The following is a 19,409-nucleotide window of genomic DNA, read 5'->3' as shown; positions in this document are numbered from 1 at the left end:
GGAGGAATCCTTTCTAGGGGGAGTAAGGACAGCCTGAAGTTGTAAGGTGCTGCTAGTGAGAGTTGTCGCCGAGAATGCGGCGGACATCTGCCTGCGCAAGAGACAAATTGAGTTCTGCTTCGAGCAGCGAGGCTCCGGAGGCTGCCTGCTGCGCATGCGCTTCACTGCGGGCCGAGGCGAGCATGGCGTTCTGTTCGAACTGGCGATCGGCGAGGCGAGCCGCTTCGGTCCTCGCCCTCATGGCCTCTTGTGCGACGGAGACCATGTCGCTCCATTGCTCCACCTTGTCATACGCCGATTCGATCTGCACTGCAAGCTCTTCTTCTACCTTCTGGCGATTCATCTCGGCTTCTTCGAGCTCGGTGTGTGCATCCTTGATCTGCTCAATACGCTTGCCGCCATCGAAGAGGTCATAGGTAAAGGAGAACCCGAAGATGCCGAAGTTGTGGACGAGCAAAGGCACACCGCTCTGGTAGCTGTAGTGCGCGAGAGCGGTGATGTCGGGGATGTAGTTGTCCCGGGCTGCGGCGACCCCGGCGTGCGCCTTGGTGATTGCTTCCATAGCGAGGCGCAGATCCGGATTCTGCTCTTCGGTGATGCGCAGGCATTCGGCGCGAGAGGGAAGCGGCGCATCCGCGGATGCCGTGTCGGGATCAAGGACGATGGCAGAATGCACGGGAAGTCCGAGCAGATCCGCGAGCGAGAGCATGGTGTCGTGGAGCGAGAGCTTTGTGGCCAGCGCCTCTTGCCGGGCTTCGAGCAGGGCCGCGCGGCCCTGTAATGCCGCTACCTGGAGCGCGTTGCCGTTGGTCACGTCGCGCTGGCTCTCATCGAGTTTGATCTGGGCGGCGGCGATTTCGTCGTCCGCGGCCTGCTGCTTCTGCTGCAGGATGAGGGCCTGGTAATAAAGCTGGCGCACTTTCAGCGTGACGTCATCCTGGCCTCGCTCGAGATCGATGCCTGCGCTGCGCAGGTCGGATGCCGCCGAGCGATTGGCCTCATGAATGCGGATGAGCTGCGTGACCGGCTGATCGAGGCTGGTGCCGCTGGTGTAGGAGAGTGACGATCCCTGATCGAGAAACAGTGTCTTGCCGGGAATCTTGCCCGTGCTGGAAAAGTCGCCGAAGGCTCCAGCTGGAATAGCCACGCCCGCCAGCTCGGTGATGTACGTCATCTTCGAGTCGTTGCTGATCTTCGGATAGTATGCGGAGCGCGCAATTGCCTTCTTGTGCGTGGCATCGTCAATATTCAGGCTGGCGAGCTTCAGGTCGCGATTTTGTTTCATTGCAAGATCGATGGCCTGCGCCAGCGTGAGGTGCATCGTGTCGTCCTGCTGCGCGAATGCAGGGAGCGGCGTGAGGAAGGATGCAGCGAATGCGGCAATCGAGACGGACCAAAGGATGGAGGCTCGAGGACGAATGTAAGTGAGAAACATGGGCTCCTTTCACGCCGCTTTCGCGTCGGCGGCGATGATCTTGCGATACTGCATCGGCACCTTCGCCATGCAGGCAACGACAATGAGGCAGAGGACACAGGAGGCTGCGATGAGATGGAAGCTGTCGGCGATGGCCAACGTGTAGGCCTGCTGCTTTACCTCCTGCGCGAGCAGCTCTCCGGCGCGCCCGGTGGCAAGGCCGGAATCATGCGGAATCATCGCAGCGCGCAGGCCAAGCAGATGCTGCATGGTGATGGAATTGCCGAGGCTGACATTGAGCCCGAGGATGTTCGAGTGAAATTGCTCACGCACTGCGATGAAGCGCACCATGCACACGCTGCCGATCTCACCGCCCATCAGGCGTACGGTCTGGAAGAATCCGGCGAAGGTGAGTGTGTCGATCGGGCGTTTGAGTGCGCCTGTATTGATGAGTTCGAGCACGAGTGAACCGACCATTGCATTGAAGGCCATAGGCAGACCGATGGCGAGGACTATTTGCGAGGTGAGGAACGTCTCGCCTGACCAGACAGAGGAAAGCTGCATGTTGAAGACGCAGGCGCAGGCCACCAGCGCGAAGCCTGCGGTGAGGATGAGTCGCGGATCGATCAGACGCATGAGACCCATGGCCACGAGGCCAAGCACGAACTGCGGCACCGCGACCCAGAGCAGCACGTTTCCTGTCTGGAGTGGGAGATAGCCGTGGATGGTGCCGAGGAAGTTCGGGATGCTGACCACAGTGGCGAGCATGACGAAGCGGAAGCTTACGAGAACCAGGCTGAGCAGCAGCGTGTTGCGCCGCCGCAGAAACTGGAAGTGCACCATCGGATTGGGCAGCGAGAAATGGCGGACCACTGCAACGGTGACGAGGAAGAGTCCAGTGATGAAGTACGCATCGATCACGCCGGAGTGGAACCAGTCGAGGCGTTGCCCCTGGTCGAGTCCGACATAGATCAGAGCTGCGCCGATGCTGGCGTACAGAAATCCTCGCCAGCTGATGGGCGGTTTGCCGGGCTCGGGCTTTGGCAGAGGTTGATGCGGCATGCCGAAGTGCAGGAGCAGGATCATGACCGGCGTGGCAGCCGTGCTGCTCCAGAAGATCCATCGCCAGGAGAGGTTGTCCATGAACCAGGCTTCCAGCGCGGTCGCCATGTTCGTGGTGAAAACGATATCGATGGCATACATGGCGATGCCGAGGAGGATGTAGCGCGTGGGCAAACTGCGCAGGACGAACGAGAGCGTGAGTGGATAGAAGGTGCCGACGGTCAGACCGGCAAGCACGAGCAGCGTAAGCGTCAGGGACAACGAATGCGAGAAGGGCAGCAGGAGCGTGAGTATCGTGAACGTGACTGCCGACCAGAGCAATACGCGGCGCGGGCCGAGCAGGCCTCCGAGATAGACAGAGAACGGGCCGATGAACATGGTGGCGGTATTGAAGGCCGTGCCCATCCACGAGGCTTCATCGACCCCGAGATGCATCGCGCCGCGCAGATCGGCGAGCCCCACGCTGAGCAGGCGTCCCTGGCAGGTGGAGATCATCGCGCCGAAGAGCACACCGATGACGCCGATCATCGGATGCGACGTGATTGCAGACGCAGGAGCGGGTGCGCCCGCCTGTGGTGTGCGAGGGGGCGTGCTCAACGCGAGGACTCCTCGGATCCGGTACCGGGATGAACCGTTACGATCGCGGACATGCCGGGGCGCAGGCGAGCGATCAGCGGTTGATCCGCATCGAATACCACTTTGACGGGTATGCGCTGCACTACCTTGGTAAAGTTGCCGGTCGCGTTATCCGGAGGCAGAAGCGCGAACTGTGAGCCGGAGGCGGGAGAGATTTCTTCGACGGTGCCGTGCAGGGTCTTGCCGGGGAAGGTATCGATGCGCACATCGGCCTTGTCGCCGCGCCGCATGTTGCCAAGTTGTGTCTCCTTGAAGTTTGCCTGGATCCACGGGTTGCTGCTGACGACGTCGATGACCTGTGTGCCGGGCGAGACGAGCTGGCCTGCGAAGACGTGGCGCTCGCTCACGAAGCCGTCCGTCGGCGCGGCAATTTTTGTGTAGTCGAGATTGACCTGCGCGACGATGATGGCGGCTTTCTTGGCTTCGATGTCTGCCTTGTCGAGATCGTCCTTCGTGTTGAGTGATTCGCGCTGACGGCGCGCAGCTTCCACCTGGCTCTGGCTCGCGGCGATTGCGGCTTGCGCCTTTGCGAGATCCGCCTGGCTGTTTTGCAGCGATGCCTTCAGCTGATCGGTTGTGGCGGTGACGGCTTCAATCTGCTGATGCGTCGCGGCCTGCGACTGGTAGAGGGCTTCCTGGCGGTGCTGCTCCAGCGTGGCGCGGAGAAGCTGGGGCTCAACCGCGGCGACGCCTGCCTTTGCCGCATCCATTGCCGCGGTGGCCTGCTGCTCGGCCGCTTCAGCTGCATGAATCTGCGCGTCGGCGACGAGCTTGGCTTCCTGGTTATCCCTGAGCGAAGCTTCGGCGGCGGCCAGCGCGGCCTTTGCCTCTTCGAGGATAGCGCGATAATCGTTGTCTTCAAGCTCGACGAGCGTCTGTCCGGCTTTGACCTGCTGATAGTCGCCGACATCCATGGTACGAACGGTGCCGGAGATGCGCGTGCTGAGCGGCGTCACATCCGCGCGGATGTATGCGTCATCCGTGGACTGCAGGCTGCGGTTGCCTTCCCAGAAGAGCCAGCGGTCGCTGATAAGAAACAACAGTCCTGCAGCGACGATCAATACGACGATGGGAATGATCCACGATCGCTTCAACATGAAACCTGGTACTCCTTTACCGTAGGTGTGCGGTCAGTGCACGCCGAGAATGCTGCAGGGAGCATCCTGCGCGAGGCTGAAGATGGAGTTCCAGAGCCGCGAGACGTGACTGGTGTGCGAGTGCAGGCCGAGGATGAGCAGGTCAGCATGGTGCTCCCGGAGAAACTCGACGATGCTGATAACTTCCCGTCCGGCGACGATGTAGCTTGCGGCCTCGATGCCGTGTTCTGTTGCGAGAGCACGTGCTTCGTTGTGCAGAGTCTGGTGGACATAGCGTTCGTCGTCCGTGATATCAGCCGGTGCTGTAGGATCTACCACCACGGCGAAAGCTGTATACGCCGGTGGACTGGTGACGACAGAGAGCACCGTGAGATGGGACTTCATGGCGGCGGCCAGTCGAATACCCGAGAGCAGGGCGCGCCGGGACTGCGGCTCCTCGCTCAGGGCGACAACAATTCGCTCGAACATCGTGTTTCTCCGAGTGGTTACGGCGGTATGGCGTCGGTTCTCAGCGCGGCCGAGGCCGCCGCAGATCAGGTGTCGAATCCGTGAGTGCTGGCGTAAGCGCAAAGCACGGATTCGCGCAGTGTCTCTTCCTGAAAGGGTTCAAGGATGAGGTCATAGCACCCTTGCTCGAGTGCGCTGGACCACATGTGGAAGTCGGCACGTGGGGTATAGGCGAGGATCGTCTGGCGCGGGTTGGTGAGCCACAGGTTCTGCCATGTCGGCCATGATTCCTCTTCAAGCAAAGTCGCCGGCACGATCAACACATCGAAGCAGGCGCAGTTCTTCGGCATATGAGAGATCTCCGACGCGTCGGAGCAGAACGAAATCTGCCCCACCACCGGAGCCAGCGACTGGGCTATCCGAGCCTGCGTGGCTACTGGGACGAGCGCCAGCACATTCGGCTTTGCCGCACTGTTCATATTCCGCTTCTCTGGATTTTCTTCGCGGAACGGGAATTATGCAGCGTGAGCAAAGGTGATCTCACGGTGAGCAGCCGGCAACGAAGGGTAGGGCAAACAGCTCGGGGCGCATAGAATGGCACCGTACCGGGATCACTCAAATTCCCGTACCAGCCCGAGGTTGCAACGTTTGGACAACAACACTATTTCTCCGGCGGACATCCGCGCCGAGCTCGAGAGGATTCTGGGCAGCCCGCTGTTCCTGCAGTCCGAGCGCCTCGGACGATTCCTGCGCTTCACCGTCGAGGAGACACTGAAGGGCGAGCACGAATCGCTCAAGGAAGCCGTGATCGGCACGCAGGTCTATGAACGCCGTGCCTCTTATAACCCCACACAGGACTCCATTGTGCGGACGGAGGCGCGGCGGCTGCGCGGCAAGCTCAAGGAGTATTACCAGGGCGAAGGCAGGGAAAATCCGGTCTACATCTACTTCCGCCCGGGTTCCTATATCCCTGTATTCCGGCATAGCAGCACACTCGACAGCGGAGCTCCGATCATGAGGAACGATGGCAGGGTTTCGCTTGCCGTGCTTCCGTTTTTACCGCTGTCCGAAGGGCGGCTGGCCAACGACTGCGCGCTCGGTATCAGTGACGAGCTTGTGCATGCCCTGATGCGAGCCGACGGCTGCCGCGTGATCGCGGCCAGTTCGATCTCACAGCTCACCGCGCAGGCGGCGGACATTCCTTCGCTCGCAAAAAGACTTGGGGTTCATTTTGTCTTTGACGGAACGGTGCAGCATGCGGAGGGACGCCTTCGCATTCATGCACGGCTGGTGAACGGGGAAGGTCTCCGCATCTGGTCACAGCGCTTCGATGTGCTAACCGAAAACGGCAGCCTGCCCGATATCCACCTCTTCGACATTCAGGAGCGTGTCGTCTCCGCCCTGATGACGAGGATCGCCCCAAGGCTGTCTCCGGCGCGCATCGACGAGGGACTTCCCACCCCGGTGCAAGTCGCTGTCTACCCGGAGCTGCTGGCTGCGGAGGAGCTGTTAGAGGAGGGTTCTCTCGCCGATCTGCCCAAGGCCGTACAGAGTTTTCGGCGCCTGGCGGAGATCTCACCGGACAATGCCCGCGCTCACTGTGGAGTTGCGCAGAGCCTGATCTGGCTCTCGCAGCGCGGGGTTCCGGATTCGCAGAACATGGTTGCCGAGGCGCAGAGTTCGGCATTGCGGGCGCTGGAGCTGGACCGCGAGATGGGGGATGCGCATTCGGCGCTCGCCTGCGCACAGGCCCTGCAATGGCGCTGGCAGGAAGCCGAGGCCACCTTCGGCGATGCTCTCGAACTGCGCGCGAATCACTCCGCACTTCGGCAATATGCCGCTTTCCTCACCTGCCGCGGGCGTTTCGAACAGGCATGGCCGAACTATGTGCAAAGCGAGAAGCTCGATTCTTTTTCTCATCGCTATAAGGCCGCTGTCGCGTATTTCTTCTTCATGGCGCGACGCTACGATGCCGGCCTTCATCACTTCGAGCAGGCTGGGCGATATGGCACGATGCCGGCTGAGGTCTATGCCTACCAGGCGCTATCTCTGGTTCAACTGGGACGGTATGGCGAGGCTGTTTCGCTCGCGGACTCCATGCAGGAGCGTTATGCGCGCCATACCCTGATGACTGCGACGGTTGCAGAGGTCTATGCCGCCGCGGGCAGGCTCGATGCCGCGAAGCGAGTTATGGCCGAGAGTTCTGCCGGAGGCCGTACGCCGCGACTGAGTTATCTTCGCGAGGCGGTGCTGGCGGTTGCCATGGGGGATCGTGACGGCGCGCTCGAGAAGCTGGAGGCGGGTTTTGCGGCGAAGGAGGCTGAACTGCCATGGATCTCTGTGGACCCGCGCTTCGATGTCCTGCGCGAAGAACCGCGGTTTCAGCAGATGGTGAAGCAGATCGGCTGAAGCTGGCGCCGTAAGAGCGCTCAGTTTCCGCAGAGGTGTGAGTTTACGTTCCGAAGGGATGGAGGAATGGTCACGCCGGCGCGGGAAAGAATGGCGAGGAAGCGTGGGTCCTGGTGGAAGGAGTCATACAGCGGATCGACGCCCGCGTGGAGCATATAGGCATCGTTGGCCGCAGCCAGATGATCGAGCTCGTTGAGCGCTTCCTCGCGTTTATCTGCGCAGGCATACCACTCGGCCGGCATAAAGTCGTTCACCTGTCCCACGCCGCGCTGATTGCGGATGGCATCGAGGCGCAGCTCCGCATACGCGCGGATGCCTCCGGTGCGGAAGACCTCCATGCCGCGGGTTTCCAGTTCGGCGCGCTCGGTATTGTTCTGCAGCAGCGCCATTTGGTGCCACTCGTCGATCGCTTCCTTATAGTGCCCGGTTTCGAAGTAGACCCATGCCATCGTGTTGTGCGCGATGGGCAGGTCGGGGAGCAGGTCGACATAGCGGCGGGCGGCGCGCAGGGCGATAGGATCTCGCCGGGCGTAGACGCCGACCAAACCCTCCATGGCATAGACCGACGGCCAGAAAGGCGCGTTCGTCTGCGCCTGGTTGAGCTGTTCGAGGGCTTCGTCGAAACGGCCTTCCTCGACAAAGAGCACAGAGAGCCAGTCCCGGTAGGTGGCCTGGGTAGGGTCGAGCTGGATAGCCTTGCGCAGCTCAGCCTCGCCACGCTTGAAGTCCCGGTCCTGCTTGTAGGCGGTTGAGCCGAGTACGGCGTGGCCCTGTGCGGACAGGGGATCCAGCTTGACTGCTTTTTCGGCGAAGCTCTCGGCTTTGCTCAGCAAGCCGTCGCGTGGGGACGTGTCATAGGCGCTGAGCTTGAGATAGGCGGTGGCTGTTCCTGCATACGCGGCTGCAAAGCTGGGGTCGCGCGCCGTGGCCTGGCGGAATTCTTCGATCGAGCGGTTGAGCGACTCGGGATCGCGCTCGAGCATGTGATACACGCCCTGCAGATAGAGCTCGTAGGCCTGTGGATCGTTGGTGCTGCCTTTGATGGTCTGCACGGTGGCGGCGCGCGATTGCAGGTAGTGGAAGATGTCCTGCTGCAGTCGGTCGCTGATGGCCGGCAGATCCTTGCGCGGACCGCTGTATTCAAAGGATGCGAGGTGCGTCGCGTCTGTGGCGCGCACCAGCTCGAACTTCAGGTCGTACTGGTCTCCCTGCTGGCTGAGGCGGCCGAGCAGCAGGTCGTCGAGGTGCAATTCGCTGGAGATGTGGGGGATATCCGTGGCGTTCGAAGTTGAGAACGCGCCGGCAGCAGGCACCTGGACGCTGGGCAGACGAGAGACCGCGTCGCTGAGCTGGAGGCGGAAGTCTTCGGCTGCTTCGCGGGCATCCGCGCCGCCTTCGACGCGGAGGGGCGCGATGCCCAGGCGGAGAATGTGGGCGGCGTCCGGATGGCGACGCAGGAGTAGCACGCCGGCGATTCCGGCGACGATCAGCAAAAGAAGAAGTCCGGCAACGAGCCAGCCTGTCCGGCGATGTCGAGTCTGCGGCGGGTCGACGGGGAGTTGCGGCGAGGGCACGACAGCTGTGGCTACTGCCCACGGAGCGGGTTCGGACGGTTGCGCGATGGCAGGCAGCGCGGTTCCGGAGGAAGAAGACGCAGCGTCAGGTTGAGGGACGAGAATCTCCGGTGGAGGAGCTATTGCGGAATTCCGTGCGAAAGCGGGGAGGGGAACTGTCTTCCCGGAAGATGATGTTTCCGGTGCGTCATGAACATCGCGCAGGGCTTCCGCAGCCTCACGCGACGCGCGGCCTGCAGGTGCGATGCCCGCTGATCGCAGTGCAGCTTCGGCGGGCAGCAGGCGGACGTCGCCACAGAAACTGTATCCACGCTTGGGGATGGTGCGAAGGAACTGGGGATTGCGTGAGCTTTCGCGAAGGACGTTGCGAAGCCGGTTGACCGCGACGTTGATGCCCTGGTCGTAATCGAGAAACTCTTCGCCGGGCCACAGCTTCTGGCGGAGCTCTTCGCGGCTTACGAGGGAGTTGGCGCGTTCGAGGAGAAGCTCCAGCAGCCGCGCGGTCTTTTCCGGCAGGCGTGTGTTTCGATTCCTGCGCGTCAGCGTGCCGGTATCGCAATCGTATGTGTACTCAGAGAAAGCGAATACCTGTTTCGGCATAGACGTCGACACAGGGCGGATCGCGCCCGGGATCGTGAAATTCTCCAAAAAATCTTCGCGGTATGCGAATTCTAACACGATGTTGAATTCTGTTTTCATCGGGTGTGCTTACTAGATTTCGTTGTAAGTGATTGATATCCGGATATTTCCGATGAGAGGTTTCTTTTAGGAAAACAAAACCTTCCCTGCATTGTCTTCCAACCGGATGGTTCTTAGGCTGGTGCCACATTATTACGACCCCATGCCCTGTACGAGGTTTCCGAGCGCGCACCGGCCTCCGGTGTGTATGCCCGCAACCTGTCCGGGGCAGTGTCTGAAGGATCGGTCTATGTGTTATCCGGCTTTGCTCAGATGTATCAAGTCTGCTGGTCTTGTGCTCGGCACATTGTTTGCCACGTCTCTCCTGCCGGTGTCGGCGCAGACGGTGGCCTCACGCATTACCGCTCCTGTTTCAGATACAAAGCTGGTGACACTGCCCGGAAATGTACATCCGCTGGCTGTGGCCGGAAATGACCGGGGCGTAGCGCCTGCCTCTACTTCTACCGGCAAGGTGCAGCTGATCCTCAAGCGCAGCCGCGCCCAGCAGATGGCGCTGACCCAGTACCTGGCCGACGTTCAGAACCCGCATTCGGCCAGCTATCACAAGTGGCTCACCCCCTCGGAATACGGAACGAAGTTTGGCATCTCCGATGCGGACCTTGCGACGGTGGAGCAATGGCTGGCCGCGGAAGGCCTGAAGGTCGAGTCGGTCTCTCCCGCGCGCAACCTGATCGAGTTCTCGGGAGACTTCGGGCAGGTGGAATCGGCGTTCCATACGCCGATGCATGTCTTCGAGGTAGGCGGCAGGTCGCACTTCGCAAACACACTCAATCCGCAGATTCCCGCAGCGCTCGGCAACGTGATCTCCGGCGTTGGACCGTTGCACGATTTCCGTCCTGTATCGCAGGCCAAGTTCAGCTCGAAGGCGCACTTCGACACTTCGAGCAAGGCGATTCAGCCGGATCTGACGCTCTTCGACTCCAGCGGCAATCCTTATTTATATGTCGATCCAGCGGATGCGGCGACGATCTACGACACACCGAACGCCACGCTGAATCCGGCTTATACCGGCACGACCTATGACGGCACCGGTGTGAACATCGGCGTCGCGGGCGACTCGAACATCACGATCGGCGACGTTACGAACTACCGCGTGGCCTTCCTGAACGAGACGTCGTCGAGTGCGAATGTGCCGCAGGTCGTCGTGGACGGTAACGATCCGGGCATCAACGGCGACGAGGGCGAGGCACTGCTGGACGTCGAGGTTGCCGGCGGCATCGCGCCCAAGGCGAAGGTCTACTTCTATACGTCCTCCGATACGGAGCTGGAGTCGGGACTGATCGACTCCATCTATCGCGCGGTGAGCGACAACACGGTCAGCATCCTCAACATCAGCTTTGGCGCCTGCGAGGCCGAATTCGGCACCTCCGGCAACCAGCTGATCAGCGAAATGATGCAGCAGGCCGCGGCCCAGGGCATCAGCGTGACGGTCTCGGCGGGCGACAGCGGCTCAGCCGGCTGCGATTCGGATGCTTCGACCGAGGCAGAGAACGGGCTTGCGGTGAATGGCCTGGCCTCGACGCCCTACAACATCGCGGTGGGTGGCACGGATTTTGATGTTCTGCTGAATGGCTTCACAACGTACGTGCAGGACGAGAGCGGCGGCAATCCGACCAGTGGTGTCTCGCCGTATTACCGGACCGCGCTCTCCTATATTCCGGAAGAGCCGTGGAACGATTCCACCTATCCCAACGAGAACACGGCTTCGAACGTGGCGCTCGACAACGGCGGGACGAACATCATTGCGGGCAGTGGCGGCGAGAGCAGCTGCGTAAACTCGGTGACGAATGCGGACGGTTCGGTGACCTGCCAGAGCGGCTATGCGAAGCCCGCCTTTCAGGGATCGCTTACCCCGACCGACGGCGTGCGCGATATTCCTGACGTCTCGTTCCTCGCGGCGAACGGCCTTTATGGTGCGGTGTGGGTCATCTGCGCCGATCCCCAGGCCACAGGCAGCGAGGGTACAGGTGCGGACTGCCAGACGACGGATGGGCAGTTCACCAGCAGCTCGACCTTCACCGGCGTGGGTGGAACCTCGGCAGCGGCCCCGGCCTTTGCAGGCATGCTGGCGCTGATCGAGCAGAAGACCGGCTCGCGCCTGGGCCAGGCGAACTACGTCCTCTACCAGCTGGCGCAGTCGAACTACTCCACGATCTTCCACGACATTACTGAGGGCGACAATTCGGTGGTGTGCGCCAGCGGTTCGCCCAACTGCGGCGACAACGGCTTCCTGACCGGCTATGACGCGGGCACGGGATACGACCTTGCATCGGGCCTGGGCAGCGTGGATGCGACGCAGCTGGTAAACAACTGGGCATCGGCCACGCTGGCCAGCACCAGCACGGCATTCACCATCAACGGATCGATGTCTTCCCTCACGGTCACGCACGGCACGTCGCTCACCTTCAAGGCAAACGTCTCGCCCACGACGGCGACGGGCGCTGTGGCAATCGTGGATACGGCGAACGAGAACACCAACGGCGTGCTGAACAACGGACAGATCGCCATCCCGCTGACTGGCGGTGTGGGGTCGATCAGCTATAACGGGCTGCCCGGCGGTACCTACACGGTCTACGGGCAGTACAGTGGCGATACTTCGGATGCGGCCAGCACCTCGGACCCGGGAATCCAGGTCACGGTGAACGCGGAAGACAGCACGACGAACCTCTCCACCACGTTCTACAGCGCGGACAATACGACTACGCCGCTCACCAGTCTCTCGAATGTGCCTTACGGTTCGTATCTGCTCGCCGATGCCACGATCCAGGGCAAGGCGGAAGGTGCAAGCACGCAGGGCATTGCGACCGGCACGGTCACTCTGACGGATAACGGCACGGCTGTCGGCGCTGCGCTCGGCATCAACCAGACGAACGAGGCGTTCTTCGAGAGCCCGAGCACGGCGTATACGGGAGTCTTCGCACCCGGCACGCACAAGCTGGTGGCGAACTACTCGGGCGACGCCAGCTACAACGCCAGCAGCAGCACCCCGGTGAACTTCACGGTGGTGAAGGGCGTGACGTCGGTTGCGGTTGTGCCCGCATCCACCTCGCTCAGTTCCACGCAGTCGGACAAGATCACGATCCAGGTGAACACGTCCAGCGTGGGCGCGTATCCCACGGGCACGCTGACGATCGCGGTGAACGGTACGACCGTCGAAACTACGAGCTCACTGCAGCAGAGCTACGGCGACACGGGCGTGGCCGCTGCCATCACGCTGACCCTGCAGGGAAGCAGCCTTGCTTCGGGAACCAACACCATCACCGCGACCTACGGTGGTGACAACAACTATGCCGGCTCGACCGGAACTGCAACGCTGACGGTGGCTGAAGCCGCATTCCAGCTGACCACTACCGGTTCGATCAACGTGCAGGCAGGCGCAACCACGGGCGACACCTCTACGATTACGGTGGCTCCGTCGAACGGCTTTACCGGCGTGGTGAATCTGAGCTGCGCAGTGTCGAGTGAGCCGGCGAGCGCCAGCAACCCTGCAACCTGCAGCATTCCTTCGACAGTAAACATCACCGGCACGACACCGATGACTGCAGCTCTCACGGCGGTGACTGAAAGCACCACTACCGCAGGCAGCTATGCGATCACGGTGACTGCAACGGACGCCTCGACTGGCAAGATCACCAAGACCGCAACGGTGAACCTGACGGTGACATCGCCTGTCTCGACGCAGCAGGGCATCACACTGGCGAACAGCGGCGGCATCACCATTGCTCCGGGCGCGACTACGGGGAACACGTCGACGATCAGCGTGACACCTGCGGGCGGCTTTACTGGCGCGGTGAATCTGAGCTGCGCAGTGACAACCTCGCTGACCAGCCCCACCGATGCGCCGACATGCAGTGTGCCGACTTCGGTGACGGTGTCCGGCAGCAGCGCAGCCTCGGCAACACTCACCGTGACGACCACACCTGCGACCAGCGGAGCGGTGCGGGCGATCCGCTTCGGAATTCCAGGGACGGCGCTTGCGACCCTGCTCTTCCTGGGGCTTCCGCGCCGTCGTCGGTGGGCTGGGTATCTGGGGGCCCTCGTTCTGCTGATTGGAACAGTAGCCATCACGGGTTGCGGCGCCGGGTCTTCCTCCACTTCGAGCACCGGGTCCGGATCATCTTCGGGCTCCGGCAGCAGCGGCGGTTCCACGGGCACGACAGCCGGCGCCTACACGGTGACGGTCACGGGTACGGACGCGGCAACTGGCAAGATCACCGGCTCCACGGCAGTCACGCTGACAGTGAACTAAGGGCGTGTGCAGGTTCGCCTGCACACGCCGCTCCATCCCCACCATTTCTCCACATTTTCTTCGCTGAGAGAGGCCACTGTGTCGAAGAAGCTCAGGCATTTTTTCGCATTGCATCTGGCTGCGTTCGCAGGAATCGCAGCTGCTGCCACCACGCCCACGCGGCTGATACCGCCGCATCCGACATCTGTCACCACGGTACAGAAGACAGCGCCACTCAAGGCGCGCACGCCGATGCAGAAGATCTTTCTCCCGCAGATCGCACAGCGGATGAAGGCTGTCTCTGCGAAGAGCGCTCAGAACGCGGTCAGCGATGCGATTACCAGCATGGCTTCGAGCGGCCTCACGGTGCCGAACTTCGGAGGCTATCTGACTCCGGCGTATGTGCCGGCGCGGCTCGAATCTTCGTGTAATGTCGATCCCTACAACTGCGGTGTCTCCGCGGTGCTGACGGCCGACTATGACAAGGATGGCAAGCCCGATGCGGCGGTGGTCCTCAACGACGGCACGCTGAATATTCTGCTGAACAACGGCAGCGGCAGTTTCGCGGCGATTGCGTCCTACACTAACCCGAACTACTCCTCCACCGAGGTAGAGCAGTCCTTCGCGGCGGACGTCAACAATGACGGCTACACCGATATTGTTGTCTTCGACGCAGAGAACAACCTGCTTCTCACCTATCTGAACCTGAAGAACGGCACCTTCTCTTCGCCGATACAGACTTCTCTCAACAGCAACTATGGCCAGATCGGCTCGATTGCGATTGGCGATGTGAACGGCGACGGCATTCCGGATGCGGTGACGGTCGCTTCCGACTTCAACCAGCCGAGCAACGTCACCGTGCAGAGCTATCTCGGCACCGGTTCCGGCACCTTCGCAAATGCTACGACGGCTCTCACGCAGACGGTCAGCGTTCCGGCCACGGTCGAGTTCACTGCGAACTACGGCATCACGCTCGGCGATATCAACAAGGACGGCAAGCTCGATATCGCCCTCGAATTCGAGGAATACCTTACGCAGTCATCCGGCCAGATCGTGGTCTCGGTTTCGACCGGCAACGGCGACGGTACTTTCTCGGCAATCAATGCAAACGATCCGATCACGGTCCCGGTTGCGCCGATTCCTGGCTTCCCGTTTCTCATCGTGACCTCCGCGGGTGTGCAGATCACCGATCTTAATGGCGATGGCAATCCCGATCTGATCGCGGACTCGATGGACACGGCGGGTGACACCAACATCTACGCGGTATTGGGTGAGGGCAACGGCTCATTTGGCACCGTGACTGAGACCCCGAACGCCGGCTCGGCCAGCCAGTACGTCTATGCCGATGTGACCGGCGACGGTGTGCCGGACATGATTCTGTCCGACGGACCTCTGAGCATCTGGCCGGGCAAGGGCGATGGAACGTTCACGCATCCGGGACAGGGCAGTCTCTACGTGCAGGATGCGACCGGCATCCAGGGGCTCGCGCTGGCCGACTTTAACGGCGACGGCTTTACAGATATCGCAAGCCTGGGTGGGGATTACAAGCAGCTCTCGCTCTACACCGGCAACGGCAAGGGCAGCTTCGATGGCGCGGATACGATGGTCTCCTCGCTGGACACGCTGCAGTCTCCATTCGACATCGATCTTGAGGATGCGATCGACGTGCAGGGGAAGGGCGTAACCAGCCCGATTTTTGTCGACGAGAATGGTGCGATCGAAAGCGCGTTGAGCGACGGCAAGGGGAACTTCACTTATAAAGTAGGGCTGACTGCGAGCCAACTCACGAACCTTGGCTATGTTCAGCCGGTCCAGGCGGACTTCAATGGCGACGGCCTGCAGGATCTGCTGATCGCCGGCAGCGACGGATCAGCTTCGGTCGCGTTCTCAAATGGTGACGGCACCTTCCAGGCGCCTGTCTCTCTTGGGCTGCCTGCCCTGAGCTGCGAGTTGACCTATGCCGCGGCTGGCGATCTGAACGGCGACGGCGCAACGGATATCGTCATCACGTATCCCGGTGACGCCGGTTGCGGCAGCACGGGCAGCAACGCCTCCGGATACTTCGTGATCCTGAATGCGGGCAGCGGCAAGTTCAACGCGCCGGTCTTCACGGCATACGGTACGGAGCTCTATTCGGCTGCGATCAGCGACGTGAATCTGGACGGCATGCCGGACCTCATCCTCAACGATGAGCCTTTCCAGGTGGGCGGCACCTTTGCCGTCGACGTGCTTCCGGGCAACGGTGACGGCACCTTCGGCGCAGGCACATCGGTGAACACAAACTACGCCGTGAGTCAGGTGATCGCGGGCGACTATAACCAGGACGGCAAGCCGGATCTCATCCTGCTCACCGAGGGTGAGGTCACTGACACGGATGCTTACGTCACTGCCGGTGCTCTTCTGCTTCCGGGCAACGGCGATCTGACCTTCGGCGCACCTTCGCAGATCGGCAACGACAACTTCTTCCTGAGCGGCCTGCTGACGGACGTAAACGGCGACGGCATTCCGGACCTGGTGCTCGCGCTTTACAACACGCCCGGCCAGCCGAAGACCTACTACGGTCTTGCGACCTTGCTGGGTGAGGGCGGCGGAGCCTTTGCGCCGCCTGTCAACACGCTGGAGTCGCTCGATTCCGAAAATGTCTTCCAGGGCAGCTTCTATTCGGATAACGCGCCAGACTTCATCGTGCAGACCGGCTACGGTGCGGCTCTCTACCTCGGACAGGGCGGCACGAACCTGGCGCTGACGAGCTCGGCCTCCTCCAGCACCTTCGGCTCGTCCGTGACGCTTACCGCGACCATCAGCGCAGCGATGAGCTCGCGTCCGACGCCGACCGGCTCGATCTCCTTCTACGACGGTTCCACGCTGCTGGAGACGGTGGGTATCTCGAGCGGTACGGCAACCTTCTCTTCGAGTGCTCTGGCGGTGGGTTCGCACAGCTTTACCGCGGTCTACACCGGCGACTCCAACTTCAACCCGGCAACGTCTTCGGCTACGGCTGTGGCTGTCTCCGCGCTGACTCCAGCCTTCTCGCTCTCCGCGGGGTCGACGACGCTGAGCGTGACGCGTGGGCAGACTGGCGTTGTGACGCTGGCGCTGGCGGCGAATGAAACCTTCAGCGGCGCAGTCTCGCTGGCCTGCTCCGGTGCGCCGGCGGACAGCACCTGCTCCGTAAGCCCGAGCAGCGTAACCCTGACCGGCGGCGGCCAGGCAACGGCGACGCTGGTGGTCACCACGACCACGGCGAAGTCGGCACTGGAGACGCCTGCAGGACCGCTGTCGAGTCCGTTCACCTCGGGAGCGCTCAGCCTTGCGGCCCTGGCTGGTCTCTTCATCGGCCGCAAGACACGCCGACGCTTCCTGGGCATGCTCTCGCTGCTGGTGCTGTTGATCAGCGGCGCGGCGGGTCTGACAGGATGCGGAGATACTCCTGTGAACACTGCAACCAAAGGCAGCTACACGATTACCGTAACCGCGACGCCTCCGAGCAATATGGGTTCGGCGCAGACGGCAACCGTGAAGATGACCATTCAATAGTTCACTTGTGCACGAAAAGGCCGCCCAGGTCTCAGACCTGGGCGGCTTCTTTTGTTTCTGGAATTTGTTGTGCGAGGCGTCGACGGGCTACTTCGCCTGGCGTCCTTTCGCCGTGGGCGGAGCCGGTGGCGTGTGAGGACGCGCGCGGCCGGTCGCGATCTCAAGGAACGCATGCGCAGCGCGGGTTAGTGTCTTGTCCTTGCGGAAGACGAGGGCGAGTTCGCGGCTGAGGCGCACGCCTTCAAGGCGAATCAACTGCACGAGACCCGCCTTCTCATCCGTCGTCACGTTGCTGCGCGGCAGGAAGCCCATGCCGAGACCGGCCACGATCAGCCGCTTGAGCAGCTCGCTCGATTCGACTTCCATGGCCACGCGGGGATGCACATCGTAGCTGCGGAAGAGGTCTTCGATGAGTTCACGCTGGCGTCCCTGCTTGGGGAGCAGCAGCTGGTGCTGAAGAATCTCAGGGAACTTTACCGAGTCACGCGCGGCCAGCGAGTGATTCTTGGGCGCGACGAGGACGATTTCGTCGCGATGGATGGGATCGACGAGCAGCCTGGGATCTTTCAGCGGCAGGGAGACGACGCCGAAATCGACTTCGCGGTTGAGCACGGATTCGAGCGTACGGGCGCGGTCTGCGCGGACGATGCTAAGCCCCACGCGCGAATACTGGCGCTTGAACTGCGCGAAGACCGTGGGCAGAACATAAAGACTGGTGGCTTCATTGGCCGAGACGGAGATTTCGCCGCGCGGCGAGCGATGCAGTTCGCCGATGGCCACCATGATGTGGTTATGACATTGGAGGCAATGCTCGGCGAAGGGTTCGAAGACCTTGCCCGCGGCGGTGAAGGTGACCTTCCCACCATCACGGTCGAAGAGACGAGCTCCGACTTCATTCTCGAGCGTGCGGATCTGGGCGGAGATGGCCGGCTGTGTGACCATCAGCTTTTCTGCCGCACGGGAAAAGCTCCGCAGGCGACAGACTTCCAGAAACGTGCGTAGTTGCTCAAAATCCATGCCCGGCTCGCATCCTCATCCGCGAAGAAGACCGGCCGGTGACACTTCAAGCGCAGACAACAGAGGGAAGTTGCCGGGAAAGTCGTGGGCAGATCTTTCGCTTGCAAAAGTTACTGCAAGCATAAAGAAAACTTTTAGGGATTGAAAGGACTGGCTGTCCGGGCTCCGGCGTCCTGGTGCACATCGCGCACGCAATCCGGCTGAAGGATGCTCCCGGTGATCAGGATCGGGCCGGTTGCAATGAAAAGCCCCGCGCTCATCTGTGACGGCGCGGGGCGGTGTGTGGTCAGGCCTTGGCGGCTTCCTGATCGATGGTGGACTGGAAGTACTCGAGGCTGAGTTTTAGGCCGGTCTCGAGGTCGATCTTGGGCTCCCAGCCGAAGAGGCGCTGGGCCTTCGAGATGTCGGGCTTGCGCTGCATGGGGTCGTCCTGCGGCAGCGGCTGGTAGATGACCTTGCTCTTCGAGCCGGTCACCTTGAGCACGGCCTTGGCGCACTCGAGGATGGTCCACTCATGTGGGTTGCCGATGTTGACCGGGGTGTGCTCGTCGGAGCGTGAGAGGCCGAGGATACCGGCGATTTCGTCGGCGACATAGCAGAAGCTGCGCGTCTGGTTGCCTTCGCCGTAGACGGTGAGATCTTCCCCCTTCAGCGCCTGGACGACGAAGTTCGAGATCACGCGGCCATCGTTCTTCTGCAGGCGCGGTCCGTAGGTGTTGAAGATGCGGACCAGGCGCGTATCGACGTTGTAATAGCGGTTGTAGGCGGTGGTCAGGGCCTCGGAGAAGCGCTTGGCCTCGTCGTAGACCGAGCGCGGGCCGACGGGGTTCACGTTGCCCCAGTAGTCTTCCGTCTGCGGATGGACGGAGGGATCGCCATAGCACTCGGAGGTGGAGGCGTGAAGGAACTTCGCGCTGTACTTCTTCGCGACTTCGAGTGCATTACGGGTTCCATTCGAGCCTACGTCGAGTGTTTCCACACCGAGGCGGTGATAGTCGACAGGGCTGGCAGGGGACGCGAAGTTGAAGACGTAATCGACCGCGCCGGGATCGAAGGGCTTGCAGATGTCCACCTCGCGGAATTCGAAGCGCGACTCGTGCTCGAGGTGGCGCAGGTTGGCAAGTGAGCCGGTGCAAAGGTTGTCAACGCCGATAATGCTGTTCCCTTCGGCGAGCAGGGCATCGGCGAGGTGGGATCCAAGAAAACCGGCGACTCCGGTGATGAGTATGCGCATGGGCTCTATATAACCTGATCGAAAAAGTTCGTTAGTCGTTTACACGGCGATATGC

11 protein-coding genes are annotated in these 19,409 nt (G+C 61.6%); 3 read left to right on the top strand and 8 right to left on the bottom strand.

All coding sequences use genetic code 11. The features are described from left to right. Nucleotides 1-52: 52 nt before the first annotated feature. The 5 genes from QM649_RS09650 to QM649_RS09630 form a co-directional block, all read right to left on the bottom strand. Nucleotides 53-1,435: a TolC family protein gene (locus QM649_RS09650; RefSeq protein WP_415198822.1), complete on the bottom strand. Its 1,383-nt coding sequence runs from the start codon at nucleotides 1,433-1,435 to the stop codon at nucleotides 53-55. Between the two features lie 9 nt (nucleotides 1,436-1,444). Continuing rightward, a complete protein-coding gene (locus QM649_RS09645) occupies nucleotides 1,445-3,073 on the bottom strand; it encodes an MFS transporter (protein ID WP_415198821.1) in 1,629 nt (542 codons plus the stop codon). Continuing rightward, nucleotides 3,070-4,209 carry an HlyD family secretion protein gene (locus tag QM649_RS09640; protein ID WP_415198820.1) on the bottom strand — a complete coding sequence of 380 codons (1,140 nt, stop codon included), beginning with the start codon at nucleotides 4,207-4,209 and terminating at the stop codon, nucleotides 3,070-3,072. Before QM649_RS09640 ends, QM649_RS09645 begins: the two co-directional genes overlap by 4 nt. Nucleotides 4,210-4,242: 33 nt before the next feature. After that, nucleotides 4,243-4,677 (bottom strand): universal stress protein, encoded by a 435-nt coding sequence (locus QM649_RS09635; RefSeq protein WP_415198819.1) that lies wholly within the window; start codon nucleotides 4,675-4,677, stop codon nucleotides 4,243-4,245. Nucleotides 4,678-4,742: 65 nt separating this feature from the next. Further along, nucleotides 4,743-5,135: a hypothetical protein gene (locus QM649_RS09630; protein WP_415198818.1), complete on the bottom strand. Its 393-nt coding sequence runs from the start codon at nucleotides 5,133-5,135 to the stop codon at nucleotides 4,743-4,745. 169 nt (nucleotides 5,136-5,304) lie between these two features. On the opposite strand from QM649_RS09630, the gene QM649_RS09625 reads away from it, so the two are divergent. Continuing rightward, the gene (locus QM649_RS09625) at nucleotides 5,305-7,065 is read left to right on the top strand and encodes a hypothetical protein (RefSeq protein WP_415198817.1); all 1,761 of its coding nucleotides are present in this window, start codon (nucleotides 5,305-5,307) and stop codon (nucleotides 7,063-7,065) included. Between the two features lie 20 nt (nucleotides 7,066-7,085). Here QM649_RS09625 and QM649_RS09620 read toward each other — a convergent pair whose 3' ends face one another. Beyond that, the gene (locus QM649_RS09620) at nucleotides 7,086-9,239 is read right to left on the bottom strand and encodes a winged helix-turn-helix domain-containing protein (protein ID WP_415198816.1); all 2,154 of its coding nucleotides are present in this window, start codon (nucleotides 9,237-9,239) and stop codon (nucleotides 7,086-7,088) included. A 373-nt stretch (nucleotides 9,240-9,612) separates the two neighbouring features. Between QM649_RS09620 and QM649_RS09615 the strand changes: the two genes are divergently transcribed. Together QM649_RS09615 and QM649_RS09610 are read left to right on the top strand one after the other, a co-directional pair. Further along, nucleotides 9,613-13,587 carry a protease pro-enzyme activation domain-containing protein gene (locus QM649_RS09615; protein WP_415198815.1) on the top strand — a complete coding sequence of 1,325 codons (3,975 nt, stop codon included), beginning with the start codon at nucleotides 9,613-9,615 and terminating at the stop codon, nucleotides 13,585-13,587. Nucleotides 13,588-13,665: 78 nt separating this feature from the next. After that, nucleotides 13,666-17,103 carry an FG-GAP-like repeat-containing protein gene (locus QM649_RS09610; RefSeq protein ID WP_415198814.1) on the top strand — a complete coding sequence of 1,146 codons (3,438 nt, stop codon included), beginning with the start codon at nucleotides 13,666-13,668 and terminating at the stop codon, nucleotides 17,101-17,103. Between the two features lie 87 nt (nucleotides 17,104-17,190). On the opposite strand, the gene QM649_RS09605 is transcribed toward QM649_RS09610, so the two are convergent. Both QM649_RS09605 and QM649_RS09600 read right to left on the bottom strand, forming a co-directional pair. Next, the gene (locus QM649_RS09605) at nucleotides 17,191-18,120 is read right to left on the bottom strand and encodes a LysR family transcriptional regulator (protein WP_415198813.1); all 930 of its coding nucleotides are present in this window, start codon (nucleotides 18,118-18,120) and stop codon (nucleotides 17,191-17,193) included. A 286-nt stretch (nucleotides 18,121-18,406) separates the two neighbouring features. Continuing rightward, a complete protein-coding gene (locus QM649_RS09600; protein WP_415198812.1) occupies nucleotides 18,407-19,354 on the bottom strand; it encodes a UDP-glucuronic acid decarboxylase family protein in 948 nt (315 codons plus the stop codon). Between the last annotated feature and the right edge of the window lie 55 nt (nucleotides 19,355-19,409).

The organism is Silvibacterium sp. (genome assembly GCF_047605705.1).
Taxonomy (GTDB): domain Bacteria; phylum Acidobacteriota; class Terriglobia; order Terriglobales; family Acidobacteriaceae; genus Silvibacterium.
The sequence above is the reverse complement of the archived record's forward strand: the minus strand, read 5'-3'. Positions and strand labels throughout refer to the sequence as shown.

Coding starts and splice junctions, on each gene's coding strand:
- QM649_RS09650 (WP_415198822.1), bottom strand. CDS start 1,435: ATGTTTCTCACTTACATTCGTCCTCGAGCCTCCATCCTTTGGTCCGTC.
- QM649_RS09640 (WP_415198820.1), bottom strand. CDS start 4,209: ATGTTGAAGCGATCGTGGATCATTCCCATCGTCGTATTGATCGTCGCT.
- QM649_RS09635 (WP_415198819.1), bottom strand. CDS start 4,677: ATGTTCGAGCGAATTGTTGTCGCCCTGAGCGAGGAGCCGCAGTCCCGG.
- QM649_RS09630 (WP_415198818.1), bottom strand. CDS start 5,135: ATGAACAGTGCGGCAAAGCCGAATGTGCTGGCGCTCGTCCCAGTAGCC.
- QM649_RS09620 (WP_415198816.1), bottom strand. CDS start 9,239: ATGCCGAAACAGGTATTCGCTTTCTCTGAGTACACATACGATTGCGAT.
- QM649_RS09605 (WP_415198813.1), bottom strand. CDS start 18,120: ATGGATTTTGAGCAACTACGCACGTTTCTGGAAGTCTGTCGCCTGCGG.
- QM649_RS09600 (WP_415198812.1), bottom strand. CDS start 19,354: ATGCGCATACTCATCACCGGAGTCGCCGGTTTTCTTGGATCCCACCTC.